Source organism: Methylophaga thalassica (assembly GCF_030159795.1).
In the GTDB taxonomy this organism is placed as follows: Bacteria; Pseudomonadota; Gammaproteobacteria; order Nitrosococcales; family Methylophagaceae; genus Methylophaga; species Methylophaga thalassica.
Genome location: NZ_BSND01000003.1, coordinates 410,148 through 430,156, shown reverse-complemented (window position 1 = coordinate 430,156; position 20,009 = coordinate 410,148). Strand labels below are relative to the sequence as shown.

At 43.0% G+C, this 20,009-nt stretch carries 18 protein-coding genes and 1 pseudogene; 5 read left to right on the top strand and 14 right to left on the bottom strand.

What is annotated here, in order from left to right; genetic code table 11:
* Positions 1–33: 33 nt before the first annotated feature.
* Positions 34–834: an inositol-1-monophosphatase gene (gene suhB, locus QQL60_RS02225; RefSeq protein WP_284722267.1), complete on the bottom strand. Its 801-nt coding sequence runs from the start codon at positions 832–834 to the stop codon at positions 34–36.
* A gap of 232 nt (positions 835–1,066) precedes the next feature.
* Here suhB and QQL60_RS02220 point away from each other — a divergent pair, with 232 nt between their 5' ends.
* Complete coding sequence (locus QQL60_RS02220; protein WP_007145710.1) at positions 1,067–1,366, top strand: Lpp/OprI family alanine-zipper lipoprotein; 300 nt, start codon at positions 1,067–1,069, stop codon at positions 1,364–1,366.
* A gap of 74 nt (positions 1,367–1,440) precedes the next feature.
* Here the strand turns inward: QQL60_RS02220 and QQL60_RS02215 are convergent, their stop codons facing one another.
* Positions 1,441–2,604, bottom strand: a complete 1,164-nt coding sequence (locus QQL60_RS02215; protein ID WP_284722266.1) for a L,D-transpeptidase family protein — start codon at positions 2,602–2,604, stop codon at positions 1,441–1,443.
* A gap of 145 nt (positions 2,605–2,749) precedes the next feature.
* Here QQL60_RS02215 and QQL60_RS02210 point away from each other — a divergent pair, with 145 nt between their 5' ends.
* On the top strand, positions 2,750–3,535 hold the full coding sequence (locus tag QQL60_RS02210; RefSeq protein WP_007145712.1) for an outer membrane protein assembly factor BamD: 786 nt from the start codon (positions 2,750–2,752) through the stop codon (positions 3,533–3,535).
* A gap of 65 nt (positions 3,536–3,600) precedes the next feature.
* On the opposite strand, the gene QQL60_RS02205 is transcribed toward QQL60_RS02210, so the two are convergent.
* The 4 genes and pseudogenes from QQL60_RS02205 to sucC form a co-directional block, all read right to left on the bottom strand.
* A complete protein-coding gene (locus QQL60_RS02205; protein ID WP_284451728.1) occupies positions 3,601–3,939 on the bottom strand; it encodes a P-II family nitrogen regulator in 339 nt (112 codons plus the stop codon).
* A 9-nt stretch (positions 3,940–3,948) separates the two neighbouring features.
* Positions 3,949–5,589 carry an NAD+ synthase gene (locus QQL60_RS02200; RefSeq protein WP_284722265.1) on the bottom strand — a complete coding sequence of 547 codons (1,641 nt, stop codon included), beginning with the start codon at positions 5,587–5,589 and terminating at the stop codon, positions 3,949–3,951.
* Positions 5,590–6,465, bottom strand: coding sequence for a succinate--CoA ligase subunit alpha (gene sucD, locus QQL60_RS02195; RefSeq protein ID WP_273182203.1), 876 nt, complete (start codon positions 6,463–6,465; stop codon positions 5,590–5,592).
* A pseudogene (gene sucC, locus QQL60_RS02190) lies at positions 6,462–7,640 on the bottom strand (ADP-forming succinate--CoA ligase subunit beta); the annotation flags it as partial. The pseudogene sucC and the gene sucD, both read right to left, overlap by 4 nt.
* A 185-nt stretch (positions 7,641–7,825) precedes the next feature.
* Between sucC and pip the strand changes: the two are divergent.
* The 3 genes from pip to QQL60_RS02175 are packed head-to-tail and all read left to right on the top strand — an operon-like array spanning position 7,826 to position 9,877.
* Positions 7,826–8,791 (top strand): prolyl aminopeptidase, encoded by a 966-nt coding sequence (gene pip, locus QQL60_RS02185; RefSeq protein ID WP_284722264.1) that lies wholly within the window; start codon positions 7,826–7,828, stop codon positions 8,789–8,791.
* A complete protein-coding gene (gene dtd / locus QQL60_RS02180) occupies positions 8,788–9,225 on the top strand; it encodes a D-aminoacyl-tRNA deacylase (protein WP_007145718.1) in 438 nt (145 codons plus the stop codon). The genes pip and dtd overlap by 4 nt, the downstream gene beginning before the upstream one ends.
* A gap of 22 nt (positions 9,226–9,247) precedes the next feature.
* Positions 9,248–9,877: a hypothetical protein gene (locus tag QQL60_RS02175; RefSeq protein ID WP_007145719.1), complete on the top strand. Its 630-nt coding sequence runs from the start codon at positions 9,248–9,250 to the stop codon at positions 9,875–9,877.
* Here the strand turns inward: QQL60_RS02175 and QQL60_RS02170 are convergent.
* The 8 genes from QQL60_RS02170 to ccoO all read right to left on the bottom strand — a co-directional run bounded on the left by QQL60_RS02170 (position 9,870) and on the right by ccoO (position 20,007).
* Positions 9,870–13,127, bottom strand: coding sequence for an EAL domain-containing protein (locus QQL60_RS02170; RefSeq protein ID WP_284722263.1), 3,258 nt, complete (start codon positions 13,125–13,127; stop codon positions 9,870–9,872). The genes QQL60_RS02175 and QQL60_RS02170 overlap by 8 nt on opposite strands.
* Before the next feature lie 45 nt (positions 13,128–13,172).
* Positions 13,173–13,382, bottom strand: a complete 210-nt coding sequence (gene ccoS / locus QQL60_RS02165; protein WP_007145721.1) for a cbb3-type cytochrome oxidase assembly protein CcoS — start codon at positions 13,380–13,382, stop codon at positions 13,173–13,175.
* A gap of 85 nt (positions 13,383–13,467) precedes the next feature.
* Entirely contained in the window at positions 13,468–15,903 is a 2,436-nt protein-coding gene (locus QQL60_RS02160; RefSeq protein WP_284722262.1) for a heavy metal translocating P-type ATPase, read from the bottom strand.
* Between the two features lie 38 nt (positions 15,904–15,941).
* Positions 15,942–16,445 (bottom strand): FixH family protein, encoded by a 504-nt coding sequence (locus tag QQL60_RS02155; protein ID WP_284722261.1) that lies wholly within the window; start codon positions 16,443–16,445, stop codon positions 15,942–15,944.
* 15 nt (positions 16,446–16,460) lie between these two features.
* Entirely contained in the window at positions 16,461–17,885 is a 1,425-nt protein-coding gene (ccoG, locus tag QQL60_RS02150; protein ID WP_284722260.1) for a cytochrome c oxidase accessory protein CcoG, read from the bottom strand.
* Between the two features lie 319 nt (positions 17,886–18,204).
* Positions 18,205–19,131, bottom strand: coding sequence for a cytochrome-c oxidase, cbb3-type subunit III (ccoP, locus tag QQL60_RS02145; protein WP_284722259.1), 927 nt, complete (start codon positions 19,129–19,131; stop codon positions 18,205–18,207).
* 2 nt (positions 19,132–19,133) lie between these two features.
* Positions 19,134–19,292 (bottom strand): cbb3-type cytochrome c oxidase subunit 3, encoded by a 159-nt coding sequence (locus QQL60_RS02140; protein WP_007145726.1) that lies wholly within the window; start codon positions 19,290–19,292, stop codon positions 19,134–19,136.
* 34 nt (positions 19,293–19,326) lie between these two features.
* A complete protein-coding gene (ccoO, locus tag QQL60_RS02135) occupies positions 19,327–20,007 on the bottom strand; it encodes a cytochrome-c oxidase, cbb3-type subunit II (protein ID WP_007145727.1) in 681 nt (226 codons plus the stop codon).
* Between the last annotated feature and the right edge of the window lie 2 nt (positions 20,008–20,009).

The window sequence follows — 20,009 nt, the reverse complement described above, 5'->3', positions numbered from 1 at the left end:
AAAGCATGCTAGGCATGCGGAAAAAATATGCCCTTAGGCGCTTATTTGGTTTTTCGATAGATGTGGTTGCAGTGTCGTTAACATCAGCTTGTGCATACCAAGCCCGGCTGCAATGACATTACCTTTGTTGAACAAATTATCGGTACCATCAAAGTCGGTGACATTTCCCCCAGCCTCTTCGACCAGAAGTAATCCAGCCGCCATATCCCAGTTTTCTAATCCCATTTCCCAGTAGCCGTCAACACGACCTGCTGCAACATAAGCAAGATCAAGTGCTGCTGAGCCCGTACGGCGAATATCAGCTACCTGAGGAAATAGAGCTTTAAAACTATTGAAATAGGCATCATGAAATGATGGATATTTGAAAGGGAAACCCGTCGCAATCAATGCACCATTAAGTTCTCTGCGTTTGGTAACACGCAGTCGACGGTCATTTAATTTGGCGCCTTCGCCCCGGCTAGCTGTGAATAATTCATCGCGTTGCGGATCATAAACAACAGCGTGCTCAACACGACCTTTGACTCTAACGGCAATGGATACGCAGTAATGCGGGAAACCATGCAGAAAATTTGTTGTACCATCCAGTGGGTCAATAATCCACACTGTTTCATTATCACCTGAGCGACCAGACTCTTCAGCCATAATAGCGTGGTCAGGATACGCTTTTTTTATTACATTGATGACTTCTTGCTCTGCCAGGCGGTCGACATCTGACACGTAATCATTTCGACCTTTTGTAGTCACTTCAAGATGCTGAACATGCTGTAGTGAGCGCATGATCAGAGAGCCAGCATTACGCGCAGCCCTGATTGCTATATTGAGCATTGGATGCATAAACAAATTTTTCCAGAACGATAGGTACTTCAAGAGTACATTGAAGATCAATGACTCATATAAAGGACGCTATTATACCAACTATTTCTTTATGAATCTGTTGTAATATTAAAAACGGTTTTTTATTAATGTGAATGGACAGCAAAAATATTTCTTGCTAGCGTATGTTTTATGTTGCGAATTAGCAATATAATATCCACGCCAATTTAACTGGTACTTTAAGGAGATAAAAATGAAATCATTAGCAAAACTGAGTGCTGTAATCCTGCCTTTAGCTATGTTGACTGCATGTGCCAACACTGCCGAAATGGAAGCGCTGAAAGCCTCTGTAGAATCAGCTCAATCAACAGCTGATTCAGCTCTGGTCGCAGCCCGCAATGCTCAAAGCACTGCCGACACAGCGCAACGTACTGCAACTGACGCAGAACTGGCTGCTATGAACGCCCAGAAAGCTGCTGATGAAGCTCAATCAACTGTCGAAGAATGCTGTGCAAAAATCGATCGTATGTTTGAAAAAGCGATGAGCAAATAATCTAAAATTTAGATTACCTCATACAAAAAAGCCGGAACAAATGTTCCGGCTTTTTTTTATCTTCAATATTTATCCTAAAGCGCGTCACTGGAAACTTGCGCAACCCACACAGATATTCCCGCAGCTTCACTAATTTTATTCGCCATATCTGCCGCTTCTTGTTGAGAATTGAAGGGACCAATCATCATTTCACCAACCGCGCCAGATTTGGCCGGCCAGAACAGATCATTCAACTGTAATGAGTTAATAGCCTGACGCGTTTTTTGTATCGCTTTCTGGCTCAGACCTGCATGAACAAACCAGACATCGTCAACAATATCGAGAGGCTCCTCACCGACTCGCTTTACAATACTGTCTTGCGCTTCAACTAATTTTTCTGTGAATGCCCAGTCATTGTCCGCAGGTAATTTATCTTGCGCATCTAAAATGGCTGCTACCATCGGTGTCATATTTAAACCCTGACGTTTATCAATGTCACTATGCGGTTTATTCACTTCAAGATATAACTTACCGTCACGCACGCCGGCTTTATCAGGCTGATAAATAATTTCTACCGATGTATTAACAGCGGCAATATTAAACAAATGTTGGATATCCTCCGGGAACAGTCGGATACAACCATGACTCACTCGCATTCCTACACCGTAGGGTTTATTTGTGCCATGCAGCAAATAGCCCGGCATAGACAAACGCATTGCATAAGCACCTAGTGGATTATTGGGACCAGCTGCCACCACTTTTGGCAGGGGATCGCCTTTTTCCAGATGTTCTTTTCTGATGGATTCTGGTGGTGTCCAGGTTGGATCTTTTCGCTTCTGAGTAATTTTCGCTTTGCCCAGTGGTGTGCCCCAGCCTTCACGCCCAATCCCGATAGGATGGGTAATGACTGTTTTCGTTTGTCCCGCTTTGGTTTCCGGATAATAATAAAGACGTAACTCGGCAATATTGATGACAATGCCTTTCTGACCGGCCTTGGGCAGAATAAAACGGCTTGGGATAATCACCCGGGTATTTTCGCCGGGAAGCCATGGATCAACATTTGGATTGGCTTCAACGATATCGTTATAACCTAAGTCAAATTGACGGCCAATATCCAGTAATGTGTCTTTTGCTCTGCTATAGACCACCATGTTGTGACCCACAACGGTTGAGTCAGCAGAATTAAGCGCAAAAGTAGTTGCCATAGAAGGTGCTGATACCGCAAGCCCTACAGCAAGAGCCAACAACCGTTTCAACATTGATGATTCCTGTTTATCAAAGAATAAAGCTGCATATTGTACTTGATTAAATATAATCTTCACATTCGGTAAAACGTGCTTTGAATCAGAAAAAGGGCTAAGATCAGCCTTTACCTTAAACAGCAAGCTAGCGTACTCTACTTCAATGAAAAAATATTATTTGCCATTACTTATCGGTTTGACCTGTTTGTCACTGTCTGGTTGCTCTTTTTTTAAAAAAGAAGAAGTTAAAGCGGATGAAAGCTGGAGTGTAGATCGTATATACAGCGAGGCAAAAGCCGCACTCGACATCGCAGACTACAGCAAAGCGATTACCTACTACGAACAACTCGAAGCTCGTTTTCCTTTTGGTGAATATGCTCAACAAGCGCTGCTTGAGTCCGCATATGCTCACTACAAATCAGATGATCCTGAAACAGCTATCGCTACCATTGACCGCTTTATGCGTGTTTATCCACTTAATCCAAATATTGATTACGCTATTTATTTACGTGGCCTGGTCAATTTTCATCGTGATATTGGTTTATTAGAAAAATATATCCCCCGTGATGAATCTCAACGTGACCCGGGCGCTGCTGAGGATGCCTTGCGTGATTTCAACACATTAATTAATCGCTTCCCGACCAGTCGTTATGCCGAAGATGCTGCGCAGCGTATTGTTTATCTTCGTAACCGACTGGCACAGCATGAGGTGAATGTCGCTAATTACTATATGCGTAGAGGATCATTCCTGGCTGCATTAAACCGTGGTAAGTATGTGATAGAAAACTACGACCGTACACCGGCTATGCCTGATGCATTAGTCGTTATGGCAAAAGCATACAAAATTCTTGGCATGACCGATCTTTCAGATGATGCTTTACGAGTATTGAAAATCAATTACCCTGGTCACCCGGGTATTGCTGAAGTTGCTCAGACTGAAGTGCAATAATTAAGCAATAAAAAAAGCCCGCCTCTGAATATTCAGAGGCGGGCTTTTTTTATGCCTAGAACAGCTTAAATAGCGTCTTGGTTCTGCTCACCAGTACGAATTCTAATCGCTTGCTCCAGCGGTGTAACAAAAATCTTACCATCGCCGATACGGCCTGTATTGGCCGCTTTAATCACTGCTTCGATAACACTATCGACTTTATCATCTGTTACGGCAATTTCTAATTTCACTTTGGGTAAAAAGTCGACCACATATTCAGCACCGCGATAGAACTCGGTATGTCCTTTCTGACGACCAAATCCTTTGACTTCAGTGACAGTCATCCCGGTCACACCAATATCAGAAAGTGACTGGCGAACATCATCCAGCTTAAAAGGTTTAATTATCGCTTCAATTTTTTTCATCGTAGTTCCTTACTCTATAGTTGAAGTGACGGTGTAGCCTGACGTAATAGGATACCGGCGGTCTCGGCCAAACGCCCGGCTACTGATACGGATACCTGGAGGCGCCTGCCGCCTTTTGTATTCATTACGATCTACCATTTTAATAACTCTTGCAACCATTTCGGCGTCGTAGCCCTCGTCGACTAGCTCTTCAAAGCAACACTGATCAGCTATATAACGTTGTAGAATTTTATCTAGGACAGCATAGTCAGGGAGACTATCCTGATCCAACTGTCCTTCTGCCAGTTCAGCGGATGGAGGTCGTGTGATGATACGCTCTGGAATCACATTAGATTGCTGATTGCGATAATGGCTCAACTGATAGACCAACGTTTTATAAACATCTTTTAATGGTGAGTAACCACCAGCCATATCGCCATATAAAGTTGAGTAGCCGACAGCCATTTCGCTTTTATTACCGGTTGATAACACCATTGAACCCGTTTTATTGGATAAGGCCATCAAAATAATGCCGCGGCAACGGGCTTGAATATTTTCTTCCGTGGTATCGGCCGGCAAACCTTTAAACTCATCAGCTAATGAGTCAATAAAGGCATTAAATGTCGGTTCTATCGAAATAATACTGTACTTAACACCCAAGCCTTCAGCCATTAACTTTGCATCATCCAGACTCATTTGAGATGTGTAGCGCGACGGCATCATCACCGCATGCACTTTGTCTGCGCCGATAGCATCAACAGCGAGTGCCATTGTTAATGCGGAATCAATGCCGCCTGACAGTCCAAGTACAACACCTGGAAAGTGATTTTTCTCAATATAATCTTTCAGTCCAAGGGTTAACGCTTTGTATATGATAGATAAGTCGTCCTGCGACTCACAACTGGCACCCGATAAAGCTAGGCCACCAGACGACTGCCTTTCAATCGTCACCGGAAATAAACCAAACTCAAATGCAGGTGCTTGGACCACTTTTTCGCCATTGGCATTCATCACAAAAGAATGACCATCAAAAACTAGTTCATCCTGACCACCGTATTGATTGACATAGACAATAGGTAAGCCCGTTTCACTGATACGTTTTTTTACTTCAGCCTCACGCAGTGGCCATTTGCCCATATGGTAAGGAGAAGCATTCAAGTTGACGATAAGGTCAGCTCCGGCAGCTTTTGCTTTAGCACTCGGCTGTGTAAACCAGATATCTTCACAGATAGTAATGCCGATTTTCAGACCTCGAAAATCAAACACAGTGGCATTTTCGCCTTCGATAAAATAGCGTTTTTCGTCGAATACACCGTAATTGGGTAACTGCTGTTTGTGATAGGTACAAACAATCTTGCCCCCATCAATTAACGATGCAGAGTTGTATAAACCCGACTCGACATCACCATCGGGATGGCCGATTAACACGGCTACATTATCCAGCTTGCTTGCCAGTGTCGTTAATGCTTTACGAACGCGCTTCAACAAACCAGGACGAAGCAATAAATCTTCTGGCGGATATCCGGTTAGGGTCAATTCAGGAAAAACAATTAAATCTGCATTGAGTTGTTTTTTTGCCTGCTGTGCCGTCTCGATAATTTTATTAACATTACCTGCAACATCCCCAACTACAGGATTAATTTGCCCCATCACCAGCGTGACTGTCTGCATTTATTTTTTATCCATCATTGCCAGCATAATGTCGCCAATTTCTGCGGGCGATCGCGCAATGCCACAGCCTGCCGCTTCAAGCGCTTTTAATTTCGCTTCAGCCGTGCCACTGCCACCACTGATAATCGCTCCTGCATGTCCCATGCGTTTGCCAGCCGGTGCCGTTAGACCGGCGATATAGGTCACCACCGGTTTAGTAACATGCGCTTTGATAAACTCGGCCGCATCCTCTTCAGCATGACCGCCAATCTCACCAACCATCACAATACCTTCGGTCTGCGGATCATTCTCAAACAACTCAAGACATTCAATAAAGTTCATACCATGAATTGGATCACCGCCAATACCAACACAGGTACTTTGTCCAAGTCCGTTCTGCGTTGTCTGATGAACAGCTTCATAAGTCAGGGTGCCTGAACGCGATACTATGCCGATTTTACCCGGTTGATGAATGTTACCGGGCATGATGCCAATCTTACATTCACCTGGAGTAATCAGGCCCGGACAGTTCGGCCCTATCAAGTGTGCATCGTAGCTATTTAAAGCATGTTTGACGCGTAACATATCCAGTACAGGGATGCCTTCTGTAATACAGGCAATTATTTTGATACCCGCATCAGCCGCTTCCAGAATCGCATCTGCAGCAAAGGCGGCAGGCACATAAATCATGGTGGCATCAGCACCGGTCTGTTCAACCGCTTCATGAACCGTGTTGAATACCGGTTTATCCAGATGCGTTTGCTCACCTTTTCCTGGGGTAACACCACCGACAAATTGGGTGCCATATGCAATGGCTTGCTCTGAGTGAAATGTACCTTGTTTACCAGTAAAGCCCTGACAAATCACTTTGGTTTCACGATTGATTAAAATACTCATGCCTGCGACTCCTGAGCTGCCGCTACAGCTTGACGCGCAGCATCGGTTAAATCATCGGCAGCATATATACTCATTTCACTGTTTTTCAATAATTCACGACCTCGTTGCGCATTGGTACCCTCGAGTCTGACGACAACAGGTAACGATAAGCCGACCTCTTTTGCTGCCTGAATAATGCCTTCGGCAATCAGATCACAGCGGACAATACCACCAAAGATATTGACCAGGATCGACTTCACTTTTTTATCAGACAGGATCAGCTTAAATGCTTCAGCCACGCGAGCAGCCGTAGTGCCACCGCCTACATCCAGGAAGTTAGCAGGCTGTCCACCTTCTTTCTGAATCAAGTCCATCGTCGCCATAGCGAGACCAGCTCCATTGACCATACAAGCCACATTCCCATCTAAAGAAATATAGTTAAGGCCAAATTCACGGGCGATAACTTCTGCATCATCTTCCTGACTCGGATCAAACATCTCTGCCAAATCGGCATGACGGAATAAGCCGTTATCATCTAAATTAATTTTTGCATCAACGGCAAGTAAGTCACCGTCATCAGTCACCACAAGTGGATTCACCTCCACTAGACTGGCATCGTTTTCTGTAAAGAGCTGATACAAATTTTGCATGACGGACTGTAGCTGCTTAAAGCTATTTCCAGTCAAGCCCAGGAAAAATGCGGCGCGACGACACTGATAGCCCTGTAAACCAACAACAGGATCAACATATAAATTCAGTATGGCTTCAGGCTGCTGCTCAGCGACGGCTTCGATATCCATGCCGCCTTCTGCTGACACCATAAACACAATACGTTGAGAGCTGCGATCAACCAGTACGGCCAGATAGATTTCACGGCTGATATTGGTCGGTTTTTCCACCAATACCTGCTGTACGGGTAAACCTTCAGCAGTGGTCTGATGCGTGACAATATTTTTTCCCAGCATACCAGCAGCGGCTGACTCAACGTCATCCAGCGAACTCACCACTTTAACGCCACCCGCTTTGCCGCGGCCACCGGCATGAACCTGTGCTTTAACCACCCAGCGCTCGCCCGCTAATAACTCAGCCGCTTGCCGCGCCTGAGCAGCTTCAGCGACAGCTTGCCCTTGTGGTGTAGGCACACCATATCGATTAAATAATTGTTTGGCCTGAAATTCATGCAGATTCATTGTATGTTCTTGCCTTGCTTAGTTGTCTTTTCAATCATAAGCACAACTATCTTTGAAAGAATGTGTGATTTGTTGATAAAAACAAGATCTTAATTCAACGTCGAAAACGTTATATTTTCTCGCAATAGCTCAATAATTACCATCACTACACATGATATAGTTCATGCCGAATGTCATAAACGAGTTTTTACATGTTAACGCTATACCCAGAAATAGAACCCTATCAAACCCATTTACTTGCAAGAGAAACCTTATCTTCTGGTAAAAAACACGAAATTTATGTAGAGGAATGTGGCAATCCTTCAGGGATTCCGGTGGTTTTCCTACATGGTGGCCCGGGTTCTGGTTGTCGGCCTCAACATCGACAATATTTCAATCCTGAAAAATACCGCATTGTATTATTTGACCAACGAGGTTGCGGACGCTCAGTTCCCAGTGGTGAACTTGAAAACAATACCACTGCGCATCTGGTCAGCGATATGGAATATATTCGTACCCGTCTGGGTATAGATAAATGGGTCATTTTTGGTGGTTCCTGGGGAGCTACCTTGGCACTTTGTTATGCCAGAGATCATGCCGAAAAAGTGATAAGCATGATATTACGCGGCACTTTTCTTGGGCGTCAGCAGGATATTGACTGGGTTTATGCCGCAGGCGGTGCCTCAAAATTATTTCCCGAAGCATGGCATCGCCTAACACATATGCTTGATCAGTCAGAACAACAAACACCGCTCAAAGCTTACTATACTCGCCTCACCGATCCTGATGAGTCACTGCAAATCTCAGCTGCCACTATTTTGAATAGCTGGGAAGCCACCATCGTCACATTACGGGATCATGAATACGAACCGGATTTAACGGAAGCTCCTGGCCCATTGGCGCACTCCCGCATTCAATTACATTTTGCGTTAAATCAATGCTTTATCGAAAACCGTCCCATTTTGAGTGAAATAGAAACCATACGTCACATTCCTACTCAGATTATTCATGGTCGATACGATATTGTTTGCCCACTTCAGCAATCCTGGGAACTACATCAGGCATGGCCAGAAACAAGCTTAACCGTATTGCCGCTGGCTGGTCATGCTGCTGGCGAACCCGCTGTGATTGATGCCTTAGTGAGAGCCACCGATACCTTAGCGGGTGAACTGCAGTGATCACCTTATTACAACGCGTTAAGCAGGCATCGGTTGAAGTAAATGAACAATGCATCGCAGAGATTGATCAGGGTGTGCTGGTTTTTGTGGGTATTGAGAAAGGTGACTCCTCTGAATTGGTAGCTCGTCTGGTAGAAAGGGTCATCAATTATCGTCTGTTTGCGGATGCTGAGGAAAAGATGAATCTATCCGTCAAAGATATTAATGGCGGTTTACTTCTTGTCCCACAATTTACCTTGGCCGCTAACACACAAAAAGGATTACGTCCGAGCTTTGCTTCTGCAGCCCCCCCTGACATAGGATATCAACTGTTTAATGAGTTTGTTGATGCCGCTAAACAGCAGCATCCCAAGGTCTGTACCGGTCAGTTTGGTGCCGATATGCAGGTTAAACTCATCAACGATGGGCCAGTCACTTTCTGGCTTCATAGCTAATCACCGTTACAGGATTTTTTGAATGCGCATTATCAGAAACTTTATTGTTGGTCTTTTATTGGTGTTTGTCGGAATTGCCGCGATCATGCTAATCCCCTCACCACAACCGCCAGCCAGTAAACCATGGGAAGTGACCGTGATGCCTGACAACAATATCAGCGTCTTTGGTATTCACTTGGGTAATACCGACTACAAAACAGCACAAGAAGAACTGCGAATATTTGGTAAAACGGCTATCTTCACCGACCCCGATAATAAGGCCACGGTCGAAGCCTATTTTGATAGTGTTAACTTAGGAGGACTATCCGCCAAGATGGTGCTTAATCTTGATGTACCAGAGGATAAAGTCGCCGCTATGCTGCAAAGGGCCTCTGTAGGCAAACTTCAACCAAGTGGTGCGCATCAGCATGAATTGGTGGAAGAAGACAAACAGTTTTTACTATCCTCACCTGTCGCTGCCATTACCTACATTCCTAGTGTCCGCTTGAGCAGGGAGATGATTCAGGAACGCTTTGGTGAACCTGATAGCATTGATGTGGGCTTACCTGATGATAAAGGTAATACGAGTGAAAGCTGGTCTTATCAGGCACTAAATTTAACCGTTATCTTTGGTAGCACTGGTAAGACGATACTAATTTATCAAACTAAATAAGTGTGTCTTTTTGCGCCAGCTCGTAAAACTGGACTTCACTCACAGGTTTACTAAATAAATACCCCTGAGCGCCCTGACAAGTATGCTGTTTGAGGTAATTTAATTGTTCCATTGTCTCCACACCCTCGGCGATAACCATCAAGCCCAGGCTTTCGCTCATTGCCATGATCGCGTTGACGATGGCGGCATCGTCCTTATCTGTGGTGACATCCCGAATGAAACTGCTATCAATTTTCAGAACATTCAAAGGGAACTGCTTCAGATAGGACAATGAGGAATAACCTGTACCAAAATCATCAATTGCCAGACTAATGCCCATCTGGCTAAGCTCCGATAAAGTGAGCGTTGCCAACTCAGGATCTTCCATCAGCATAGTTTCTGTAATTTCTAACTCCAGGTTCTTTGTTGGCATACCCGTTTCCGCCAGAATATAACGGATGCGACTAGCTAAATTACCACCTTTAAATTGTCTGCCTGATAAATTGACGGCAAGCTTAAAATCATCCGCCAATTTGTCTTTCACCTTTAAGAAGCTATTACATGCTTGTGTCAGCACCCACTCACCGACAGATTCAATCAAGCCAGTATCTTCAAGAATAGGAATAAATTCAGCGGGTGAGACGAGCCCCCATTGGGTACTATTCCAACGTAATAACACTTCGGCTCCGTTCATTTTTCCAGTTTCAATCTCAACCTGTGGTTGCAGATGAATAAAGAATTCTTCTTGCTCAACGGCACGTCTTAAAGCTGTCTCCATGGCAAGACGCAATGATGCCTGAGCATTCATATCGACGGAGTAAAACTGAAAATTATTCCGTCCTGTTTTTTTAGCGTGATACATGGCTGCATCCGCATTTCTAATTAGCATATCGACATCCCGACCATCGGCAGGATAGAGGCTGATACCAATACTGGGACTGATGCTGATTTCAACGTTATCAATAATATAAGGCTGACTCATCGCATCGATAATTTTTTCAGCGACTTTACCCACGTATTGTGCAGAACGAATATCTTCCAAAATAACGGTGAACTCATCTCCTCCAAGTCTGGCAACCGTATCACCCTCCCTGATAGTCTTCTTAATGCGTATTGCCACTTCACGCAGCAGACTATCACCCGCTTTATGTCCTAATGAATCGTTAATATGTTTGAAATGATCCAAATCTAAAAAACAAACCGCAAGTCGACCTGAGTCACGATGCGCTTTATGGATAGCATGCTCAAGACGATCATTAAACACGTTCCGGTTTGGTAAGCCTGTCAGACTATCAACGCTTGCCAGGTTAGTCAGCCTTTCCTCATTCTGTCGTTGAGTTGTAATATCCTCAAATAACCAGATAGATCCATTTTGTGGTGCTTCAGCTTCAATTGATTTTCCCGCCATAGCGCACCAGAATTTCTCACCATTTTTACGGACTAATTCAAGCTGAGCTTCATAGCTCTCCCCTACAGAAAGATAATGAGCAGCATGTTCTCCAAACTGCTCATAAGCTACCTGACTTGGATAAATAAACTGTGTTTTTTGTCCTTCAATCTCTTCACGACTGTATTGAAATAACTCTTCAAACTTTTGGTTAACACGCACCACTTTACGATCACGAATGAAAGCAATACCCACCATCGCATTTTCCAGAATTGTGTTTAATTCTGACGTCATTTGATGCAATTGCTGGTTAGTTTGTTTCCATTTAGTAATGTCAGCGATAACACACACCCAAACAAACTCATCATTACCACTTAATATACGACTGACAGAAATCCATAATGAGAATGCGGATCCATCTATACGAATGCCCTCATATTCACCATTCGACTCATCATCGTGCTCTAAATCATCAATTGACTCGGGTTTATGTTTTTCAGCAAAAAAATGAAATAAATGTTTCCCGACAATCTCTTTAATGGTGCCGCCAAACATCGTGGCACCAGCAGGATTAATATCAATGATATAACCCTCTTCACTCAGTGACAGAATCGCTTCAGGTACACCATTAAGAATTGCTCTTAACTGTTGTTGTTTATGTTGCATGGTGACTTTTGCTTTGCTGTAATCAGCAATCAGATTTTGTGTCACCTCGGCGAAATGATTCAAGTCACGAGCCAGCATAGAGACTTCATTTTGCGTTGATGTCACCGACATTCTTGTCTCAAACCGACCTTCAGAGAGTGCTCGAATAGAGTCCTTGATCAACACTAATGGTTCATTGATTCTTTTTATAAGAATATAAGCAAATACCATGACTGCACTCATAATGAGAATGCTGACTAATATAATTTGCCACCATGAATAATCGGCCGATGAGGCATCACTTGCGATCTCTTCATAGTTAAACAGATTGATTTGTTCCGTTAACTGGTTCAAGTCCACTGTTAATGTCGACATCATAGCAAGGGATGATTGCAGCTCTTTAGCCAACGTTCTTTGGGTGAAAGTATTTTCTTTTTCTATCGCTATTAAGCCGTTCTCTCCTCCCATTAAAACCCTGAGTGAATCCACCTGTTTCTCTATCGCCTGTAATGTATCCGTTACATACAACAATTGAAAAGATTGGCTGGAAAAAGCATCAATATCCTGCTCTATCTGAGTAAAAATGGTCTCAAATTGTTTTTCTGATTGAGTAAAACTTGATGGATCTTCAGTCTGAAGAAACAACTTGTAGTTTAATAAACGAAGTTGATGAATATGAGTTTTTAACGGGTTAACCAGACCCAGTATAGAAACCAGATTATCGTTGCGTAATCGTTTTTCAAGATTATCCACTAACAACAATAATGCAGCCGAAACCCGTTCATTCCCCTCTTGCTTGGCTTTTATATCGTTGGTTAATTCAAGATGATGTTTTTTTAATTGATAAAGCTTGGCGTCGATCTGTAAATAATCATGGTAGGTCGTCAAAAGCGACTTTAACAGGCCTTGAACTTGTTGCTTATCATCTAATGTCTGAGTGAGTAATTCTGCATTTTCCTGAAACAAATTTTCAAGCGGCGCTCTGTCAGCAAATTGAGATAAGACAGATACCGTAGCTGAACTGAGGAATTGTTGCTGGCGTTGGGCGAGAAGTAATGAAACTTGACTAAGTTTGCGGCTGCTCGACTCCAATGGCAAAAGATGGTCGACAAAAATTGAATGTGTCTCGGACATCAGGTTATTGGCGTAATTTGCCATCACGCCCATCACAAGGACAGCAATCAATGTGATTGCAGCCCATAGCTGGAGCAAATGTTTGATACTCCAGTTTTTAAACATCTGATTGTTCACCGTTTTGAAGTAACATTTTAGCCATCCATTGCTTTAATGTTGGTTCTTACTTTTATCTTCTGATTTGCTCTGTTTGCCTGACTCATCAGATTCAGGTGTTACTTCATCATCATCCATAAGTACCCGATTAGCTGCACCATCCATATCATCGTATTGACCATTACGAACGGCCCAGAAAAAAACCGCTACACCAATAATGCCAAGTAACAACATACCTGGCAGTAACCCGTAAATGACTTCCATCACATACTCCAAACTATTTGCCTTTCGTTAAGCGATGAAATCAGAATGAAACAAACACTGACTTATAACATATAGCGTCAGCTAGCTATTCTTTCTTCATAAACCTTCCGATTCGAGCAGAATTTCCAATAACTAATAGGGAACTGATCGGCATTGTTATCGCAGCAACTAGAGGATTCACCCATGCACACATCGCTAGAGGCACCATGATAACGTTATAACCAATAGAAAGCATTATGTTCTGACGAATGATACGTAAAGTTGTTGTCGCCAAAAGCTTTGCTTCAGCAACTTTAGCCAGCTCTTGATGTGATAATACAACGTCTGCACTTTCTACTGAGACATCAGTGCCAGACGCCAAGGCCATACCCACATCTGCTTGAATTAAAGCCGGCGCATCGTTTATACCGTCCCCTATCATGGCCACGATATCACCTTGCGCTTGCAATGATTTTACAACAGCAGATTTATCTTGAGGCAGCACTTCCGCAAATCGCTGTATATTTGAAAATGACTTTGTAACCGCATTCACTACATCCAGTCGGTCTCCACTCAATACAGTGATTTTGGCGCCCGTCGCCTGTAATAATTCAATCGTTGAGATGGCATCTTTCCGAAGTGTATCGGTCAGGCCAATAATACCTTGTAGCTCATCATCCACTGCAACAGACACACAACTAATACCTTGCTTCTCATTCTGCAGAATAGTGTTGTTAAGCGTTTCAGGAAAATAAATACCCTGTGAGCTCAACCACTGACGAGTCCCGACAAGTATATGTTTATCGTCAATAAACGCTGTCACACCTCGTCCAGGTGTCGTAGTAAACTTTGTGATGGATAGCAGTTTGAGTCCCGCTGATATCGCAGCATCACATATGGCAGTCGCAATGGTGTGTTCTGAATGTTGCTCAACAGAAGCCGCCAATCTGAGTAACTCAGATTCTGTTAATTCTGCACAAGGCTCAATCACATGAACATTTAATTGCCCGGTTGTTAACGTACCTGTTTTATCAAATACAAAATGATTCACTGATGACAGGCGTTCGAGTGTTTCGCCCTGCTTGACCAAGACCCCTCTCTGCGCCCCAACTCCAGTTGCAACAGCAACTGACATTGGTGTGGCTAAACCAAAAGCGCATGGACAAGTAACCACTAATACTGAAATAGCCGCGAGTAAAGCGATTTCGAAGTCAAACTGTATCCAATATACGAATGTTAAGGTAGCAAGCGTTAGCGTTATCAACACAAACCAGGGAACAATTTTATCGGCTAACGTTTGGATAGGTGCTTTTGAAGCCTGCGCTTCGTCCATCAATGCAATAATTTTGGCCAAAGCGGTATTACGTAATACCTGCTCAACCTTAACCTGAAATGCCCCTTCACCATTAATACTGCCGGCAACGACAGAATCCCCGACTTGCTTGACTACAGGTACAGATTCCCCTGTCAACATAGACTCATCTACCGCACTATCACCTGACACAATAACCCCGTCTACAGGGATACTTTCACCAGGTCTAACTAAAATGGTTTGTCCGATTTTCACTGCACGTATTGGCACAACTTCAGTGATATCATCAACGATGACTGTGGCAAATTTAGGCTGTAATTCCAGCATCCTCCTGGTGGCAGAAAGTGCTTTCTTTTTTGAAATCGCTTCGAGATAGCGTCCCACTAAAATCACAAACAAAAAATTGACCACGGTATCGAAATAAACATGACCCGTATCAAGTGCTTTTATCGTAGCGTAAGTCGAATATAAGTAGGTTGAAGTTGCTCCAATCGCTATCGGTAAGTCCATTGTTAAATAACGCTGTCGTAAGCCACTGATGGCACTACGAATAAATGGATAGCCCGAATAGAGTAAAGTCGGCGTTGCAATCAGAAAACCTATCCAGTGAAACCATTGGCGAAACTCTCCATCACTTGCCCCACTGTATAGAGCGATGGATATCCACATCATATTCATCATCGCAAAGCCAGCAAATGCCATACGATAAAGTAATCCACGATGTCGTTTCGCTAGTGCCCCTTCCGCTGTTTCAGGATCAAAAGGCACTGCCGCATAGCCTATCTCTGCTAAGCGGTTCAGAACGCTGGATAAAGAGATTCTTGAATTGTCCCAGCTTAGCTTTAGCCTTTTTGCCGTTAAATTAACCTCAGCATTAATAACACCTGTCAGTTGATTAAGCGCATTTTCAATCAACCAGATGCAAGCCGCGCAGTGAATTCCTTCTACTAATAAATGAATAGTACGTTCATTTTGATCAATATCGGTATAGTCGGATTGAACTTCATCCAGATCATAAGCCGACAAATCCCCTAACCTGTCTGGCGGAGGAGCAAGAGCCTCGGACTGAGGGGTTTTGGCATAAAAACTTTGTAAACCTGCGCCGTAGATAGTCTGACACACAGCTTTACAGCCGTGACAGCAAAATACCCGTTCCGCCCCATCAATCTCGGCTTTAAACTCGTTTTTGTCTTCGACGGGTAAAGCACAATGATAACAAGGTGTAGTCAAAACTAATCCTACATTTCAGATGATCAATATTTTTAATTTTAAGGATTAATTTGTATGCGACGCGTTAAGACGTACTTATCGTCTCCACGGCGAGCTTCGATGATAATGTCCCAACTACCAGGCAAATTAAAACTCACATCAGTGATAAAGCTACCATGCCCAGAAGGCTGCATATCAGCAGAAAAGTCCTGACGTTTATCAGAGGGTCGGTAGGCGAAGAACTTCACCGAATCTAACATTAAACCAGCAGAGTTTTGTCCCGTAATCAACGCTTCATAGGTTTGCGTTTGATTCACTCTGGTTGCCGATGGTGTCAGCAAAATACCTGACCAACCAAGGTTCTTTTCCTTAGCAATCTCTTCTTCTGTTTTAGCGTAGGCCTGACCTTTTTCATAAAAATCTTCAAGCACCAAGTTGGGTGGTGATTTAAATGCTAAATAAATAAATAGTGCATTAGCACTTAGAAATACTAGTAAAAATACCAGCATACCCAATACCCATGGGTTTTTCAGTGCTTGACTATTTTCTTGTGAAATATTCATTCTTTTCCTCTTCCACTACTCAGGCGCCATAAACATGCTTTCGTATGAAGTCGATATGGCTGAATTATTTAACACGACAGCTTTAAACTCTATCGGCACCAGACCTTTTTGAACTTTATCATCGGGCACTCTCACCAACGCCGTCACAGGTACAACTTTACCTGGCTGAACAGTAATTTTATCGCTCATACCATGTATGGTTGCACCATCTAATCCTATGACATCATAACGGACGTCGATTGGCTGTTTCGTTTTGTTTAATAACTTCAACGTGTATTTATTCTGGATCCCACCATCACTAAGTCGTACATACAATGGCTGTCGATCATGAATAACTTGGAACTCAGTTGGCGACAGCGTAAAGAAACCATAAATAATGCCTGACAATGCTGTCAGCAAAATCAAACTATATATAATGACACGCGGCCTTTTATACATGGCTAAGACGTTTTTATCGTGATGCAGTTCCTTATAAGAAGCATAACGAATTAAGCCCCTTGGCTGATTAGTCTTATCCATGATACTGTCACAGGCATCAATACAGAGGCCGCAAGTGATACAGCCTTCTTGCTGTCCCTTTCTTATATCAATTCCAGTTGGGCAGACGGCAACACAGACTTTACAGTCAATACAGCTACCTTTGGTTTCATCCTCTTGCTGACCTTTTTTTAGTTTACCTCTCGGTTCACCACGTTCAGCATCATAAGCTGGCAACACAGTATCCTGATCATACATCACACCTTGCAAACGAGCGTAAGGGCATAACCAGAAACAAACTTGTTCACGCATAAAACCAGCAAAAACATAGGTAAACACACCAAATACAGCCATTGATATCCAAACGGGTAATGGTGCCTGTAATGTAAAAATCTCAGGCCATAACTGATAGGCATCCGTGAACCATGCTGCAAAGGAAATACCTGTAATCAGCGCAATTGCAATCCATAAGGCATGTTTTGTCAGCACTCGTGCTGTTTTATCAAGTGACCAAGGCGCTTGTTTAAATTTCATCGCTTTCTGAGGGCTGTCACCTTCGAGCTTGGTTTCGATAAAAGTATAAATATCAGTCCAAACAGTCTGAAAACAGAAATAACCGCAAAACACACGTCCGGCAACACTGGTCACTGCAGCGAGTAAAATAGCAAAGAATAATAATGTTAACGATAACATCCAGATATCCTGCGGGTAAATCGTTAACTGAAAGAAATTAAATTGTCGATTTGGAATATCAAACAAAACCGCCTGGTGCCCATTCCAGCGAATGTATGGGCCTAAAAAGAATATTAACCAAACTGACATTCCTAGCCACTTCCGGAGTCGAAATCGGCCCTTGATTCGTTTGGCAACCACTTTTTGGTCACCAGTATTCACGTGCCAATCGGAGACTTCTTCATAAATTTGGCTGACATCATCATTAACGCTTGTTTGGGGTTGACTCATATCATCTCCAGAAAAAGAATTGGCTCATGTATTTTTATTTTAACATGGCTCATTCTAATATTAGAACTTACTGATATTAATTAGTTATAAAAAAGCCGACTTTAGTCGGCTTTTCCATTTATCTGAGTAAATGGACGATAAATATTATTTATCGTCTAAATTTTTCATGATTCTATAACCAATCACACCTATTACGACAATGCTGAGTACAACGGATACGATCGCTCCAATAGCAACTGCGTCAATATGCATATCTTCTCTCCTTAAATTAGGATATCAATCCTCCGAGCAGTGAAACTGAGAGGATTGATATTGATTACTACTGACCACCACCTAACTGATGGACATACACAGCTAACTTCTTAATTTCAGTTACAGATAAACGTTGAGTTTCGTCGCCTTCGTATTCAGGCTCTTCATCCCATTTCTCGGCCTCAAGTTTAACGGCGAGTTTTTCATTCCATGCAGGCATAATTGCAACACGAGTTAATGGATCTGATGGATCATTAACACCATGTAAAATGGTGTAGCGAACCTCTTCAGGCTCCCCTGAAAAACGCCATATTTTATCTGTTAAATTTGCTGAACCCAGTTCATGGATCCCCTTAGCATCGGCTCCATGACAACCCACACAACCTTTTTCGTTAAACAACTTCCATCCGGCCTCTGTGGCTTTGCCATTTGATAAGTTTTCAACAAATTTAACCAAACCATCCACTTCCTCAGGTTTTAAGGTTTTCTCATGTGCCATCATCATGCCATGACGACCAGCAGCAAGAGAGGTGACAATAGTGTTGATATCACCGCCATACAACCAATCATCATCGGCCAGAATAGGATAGCCAGAGTTTTTAGCTGGAACACCACCAGTGCCATGACATGCAGCGCAGTTATCACCAAATAACACCTTGCTCGAACCAACTGCGTAGTTTCTCATTTCGGTGTCAGCAAGGATTTCTTCAGCCGTCATTGAAGCTAATTTTTCTTCATATGGGGCTCTGACATCCTGAACTTTAGCCAGATCTTCTTTGTACTCTTTGATCTGAGTCCAGCCTAATAATCCTTTTGTACTGTCATTAATCAATGGCAGTGATGGATAAAGGATAAAGTAGACCAACACTAACAAGCCACTCAAGTAAAGGGCATTTGTCCACCAACGTGGAGGTGGATTTTCTAACTCTCTGATACCATCCCATTCATGCCCTGTATCTGGCACTTCATTAGGATTCTTTTTATTATCAGCCATCATCATTTCTCCGAATTTGTATCGTCATCGTCCTGCAGCATAGTGCGGTGAGACTCTATTTTGTCTTTATTTTTAGGGTTAAGAACCCAAAAATAGAGCACCACCATCAGTACAAAAATTACTACTGTAAACACCAAGCCAAACCAGTCGGTTGCAGTCATTTCACTCCAATTAGTATGAAAATACTCTTGAAGTTTACTCACGATATGCCCTGCCGGGTTCAAAGTTGACCATTGTTCCCAACACTTGTAGATAAGCAACTAACGCCTGCATTTCTGTTTTACCTTCAACTTCAGCAGCAGCATTATTAATTTGCTCATCCGTGTAAGGAACACCCAAGACTTTCATTGCTCTTAAGCGCTTTTCTATTCCGATACCATCTATAGTGGCCTCTTCTAACCATGGATAACTTGGCATAACAGACTCAGGCACAACTGAACGTGGGTTATGTAAATGCTGAATATGCCATGCATCAGAATATTTTCCACCTACACGAGCTAAGTCTGGCCCAGTACGTTTTGAACCCCATTGAAATGGGTGATCGTACTTTGACTCAACAGCCAAGGAATAATGACCATAACGATCTTTTTCATCGCGGAAAGGACGAATCATTTGTGAGTGACATAAAAAACAGCCTTCACGTTGATAGATATCACGACCGGCTAATTCAAGTGCTGTATATGGACGAACAGTTTTTAACTCTTCATAGTCCGGGTGCACTTGATCCTCAAATGTGGTTTTGAGGTAGAACAAAGGTACGATTTCTACGATACCACCTACTGAAACTACCAGTGCTGTTGCTAACACAAGTGCCCAGATATTTTTTTCCAGTTTCTCTTGAAAGGTAACTGGTTTATTAGAATTATGATCAGACATTC

Excerpts from the sequence above, each read along its gene's own strand:
- suhB (WP_284722267.1), bottom strand. The coding sequence starts at position 834 with ATGCATCCAATGCTCAATATAGCAATCAGGGCTGCGCGTAATGCTGGC.
- QQL60_RS02220 (WP_007145710.1), top strand. The coding sequence starts at position 1,067 with ATGAAATCATTAGCAAAACTGAGTGCTGTAATCCTGCCTTTAGCTATG.
- QQL60_RS02215 (WP_284722266.1), bottom strand. The coding sequence starts at position 2,604 with ATGTTGAAACGGTTGTTGGCTCTTGCTGTAGGGCTTGCGGTATCAGCA.
- QQL60_RS02210 (WP_007145712.1), top strand. The coding sequence starts at position 2,750 with ATGAAAAAATATTATTTGCCATTACTTATCGGTTTGACCTGTTTGTCA.
- QQL60_RS02205 (WP_284451728.1), bottom strand. The coding sequence starts at position 3,939 with ATGAAAAAAATTGAAGCGATAATTAAACCTTTTAAGCTGGATGATGTT.
- QQL60_RS02200 (WP_284722265.1), bottom strand. The coding sequence starts at position 5,589 with ATGCAGACAGTCACGCTGGTGATGGGGCAAATTAATCCTGTAGTTGGG.
- sucD (WP_273182203.1), bottom strand. The coding sequence starts at position 6,465 with ATGAGTATTTTAATCAATCGTGAAACCAAAGTGATTTGTCAGGGCTTT.
- pip (WP_284722264.1), top strand. The coding sequence starts at position 7,826 with ATGTTAACGCTATACCCAGAAATAGAACCCTATCAAACCCATTTACTT.
- QQL60_RS02175 (WP_007145719.1), top strand. The coding sequence starts at position 9,248 with ATGCGCATTATCAGAAACTTTATTGTTGGTCTTTTATTGGTGTTTGTC.
- QQL60_RS02170 (WP_284722263.1), bottom strand. The coding sequence starts at position 13,127 with ATGTTTAAAAACTGGAGTATCAAACATTTGCTCCAGCTATGGGCTGCA.
- ccoS (WP_007145721.1), bottom strand. The coding sequence starts at position 13,382 with ATGGAAGTCATTTACGGGTTACTGCCAGGTATGTTGTTACTTGGCATT.
- QQL60_RS02155 (WP_284722261.1), bottom strand. The coding sequence starts at position 16,445 with ATGAATATTTCACAAGAAAATAGTCAAGCACTGAAAAACCCATGGGTA.
- ccoG (WP_284722260.1), bottom strand. The coding sequence starts at position 17,885 with ATGAGTCAACCCCAAACAAGCGTTAATGATGATGTCAGCCAAATTTAT.
- ccoP (WP_284722259.1), bottom strand. The coding sequence starts at position 19,131 with ATGGCTGATAATAAAAAGAATCCTAATGAAGTGCCAGATACAGGGCAT.
- QQL60_RS02140 (WP_007145726.1), bottom strand. The coding sequence starts at position 19,292 with ATGACTGCAACCGACTGGTTTGGCTTGGTGTTTACAGTAGTAATTTTT.
- ccoO (WP_007145727.1), bottom strand. The coding sequence starts at position 20,007 with ATGTCTGATCATAATTCTAATAAACCAGTTACCTTTCAAGAGAAACTG.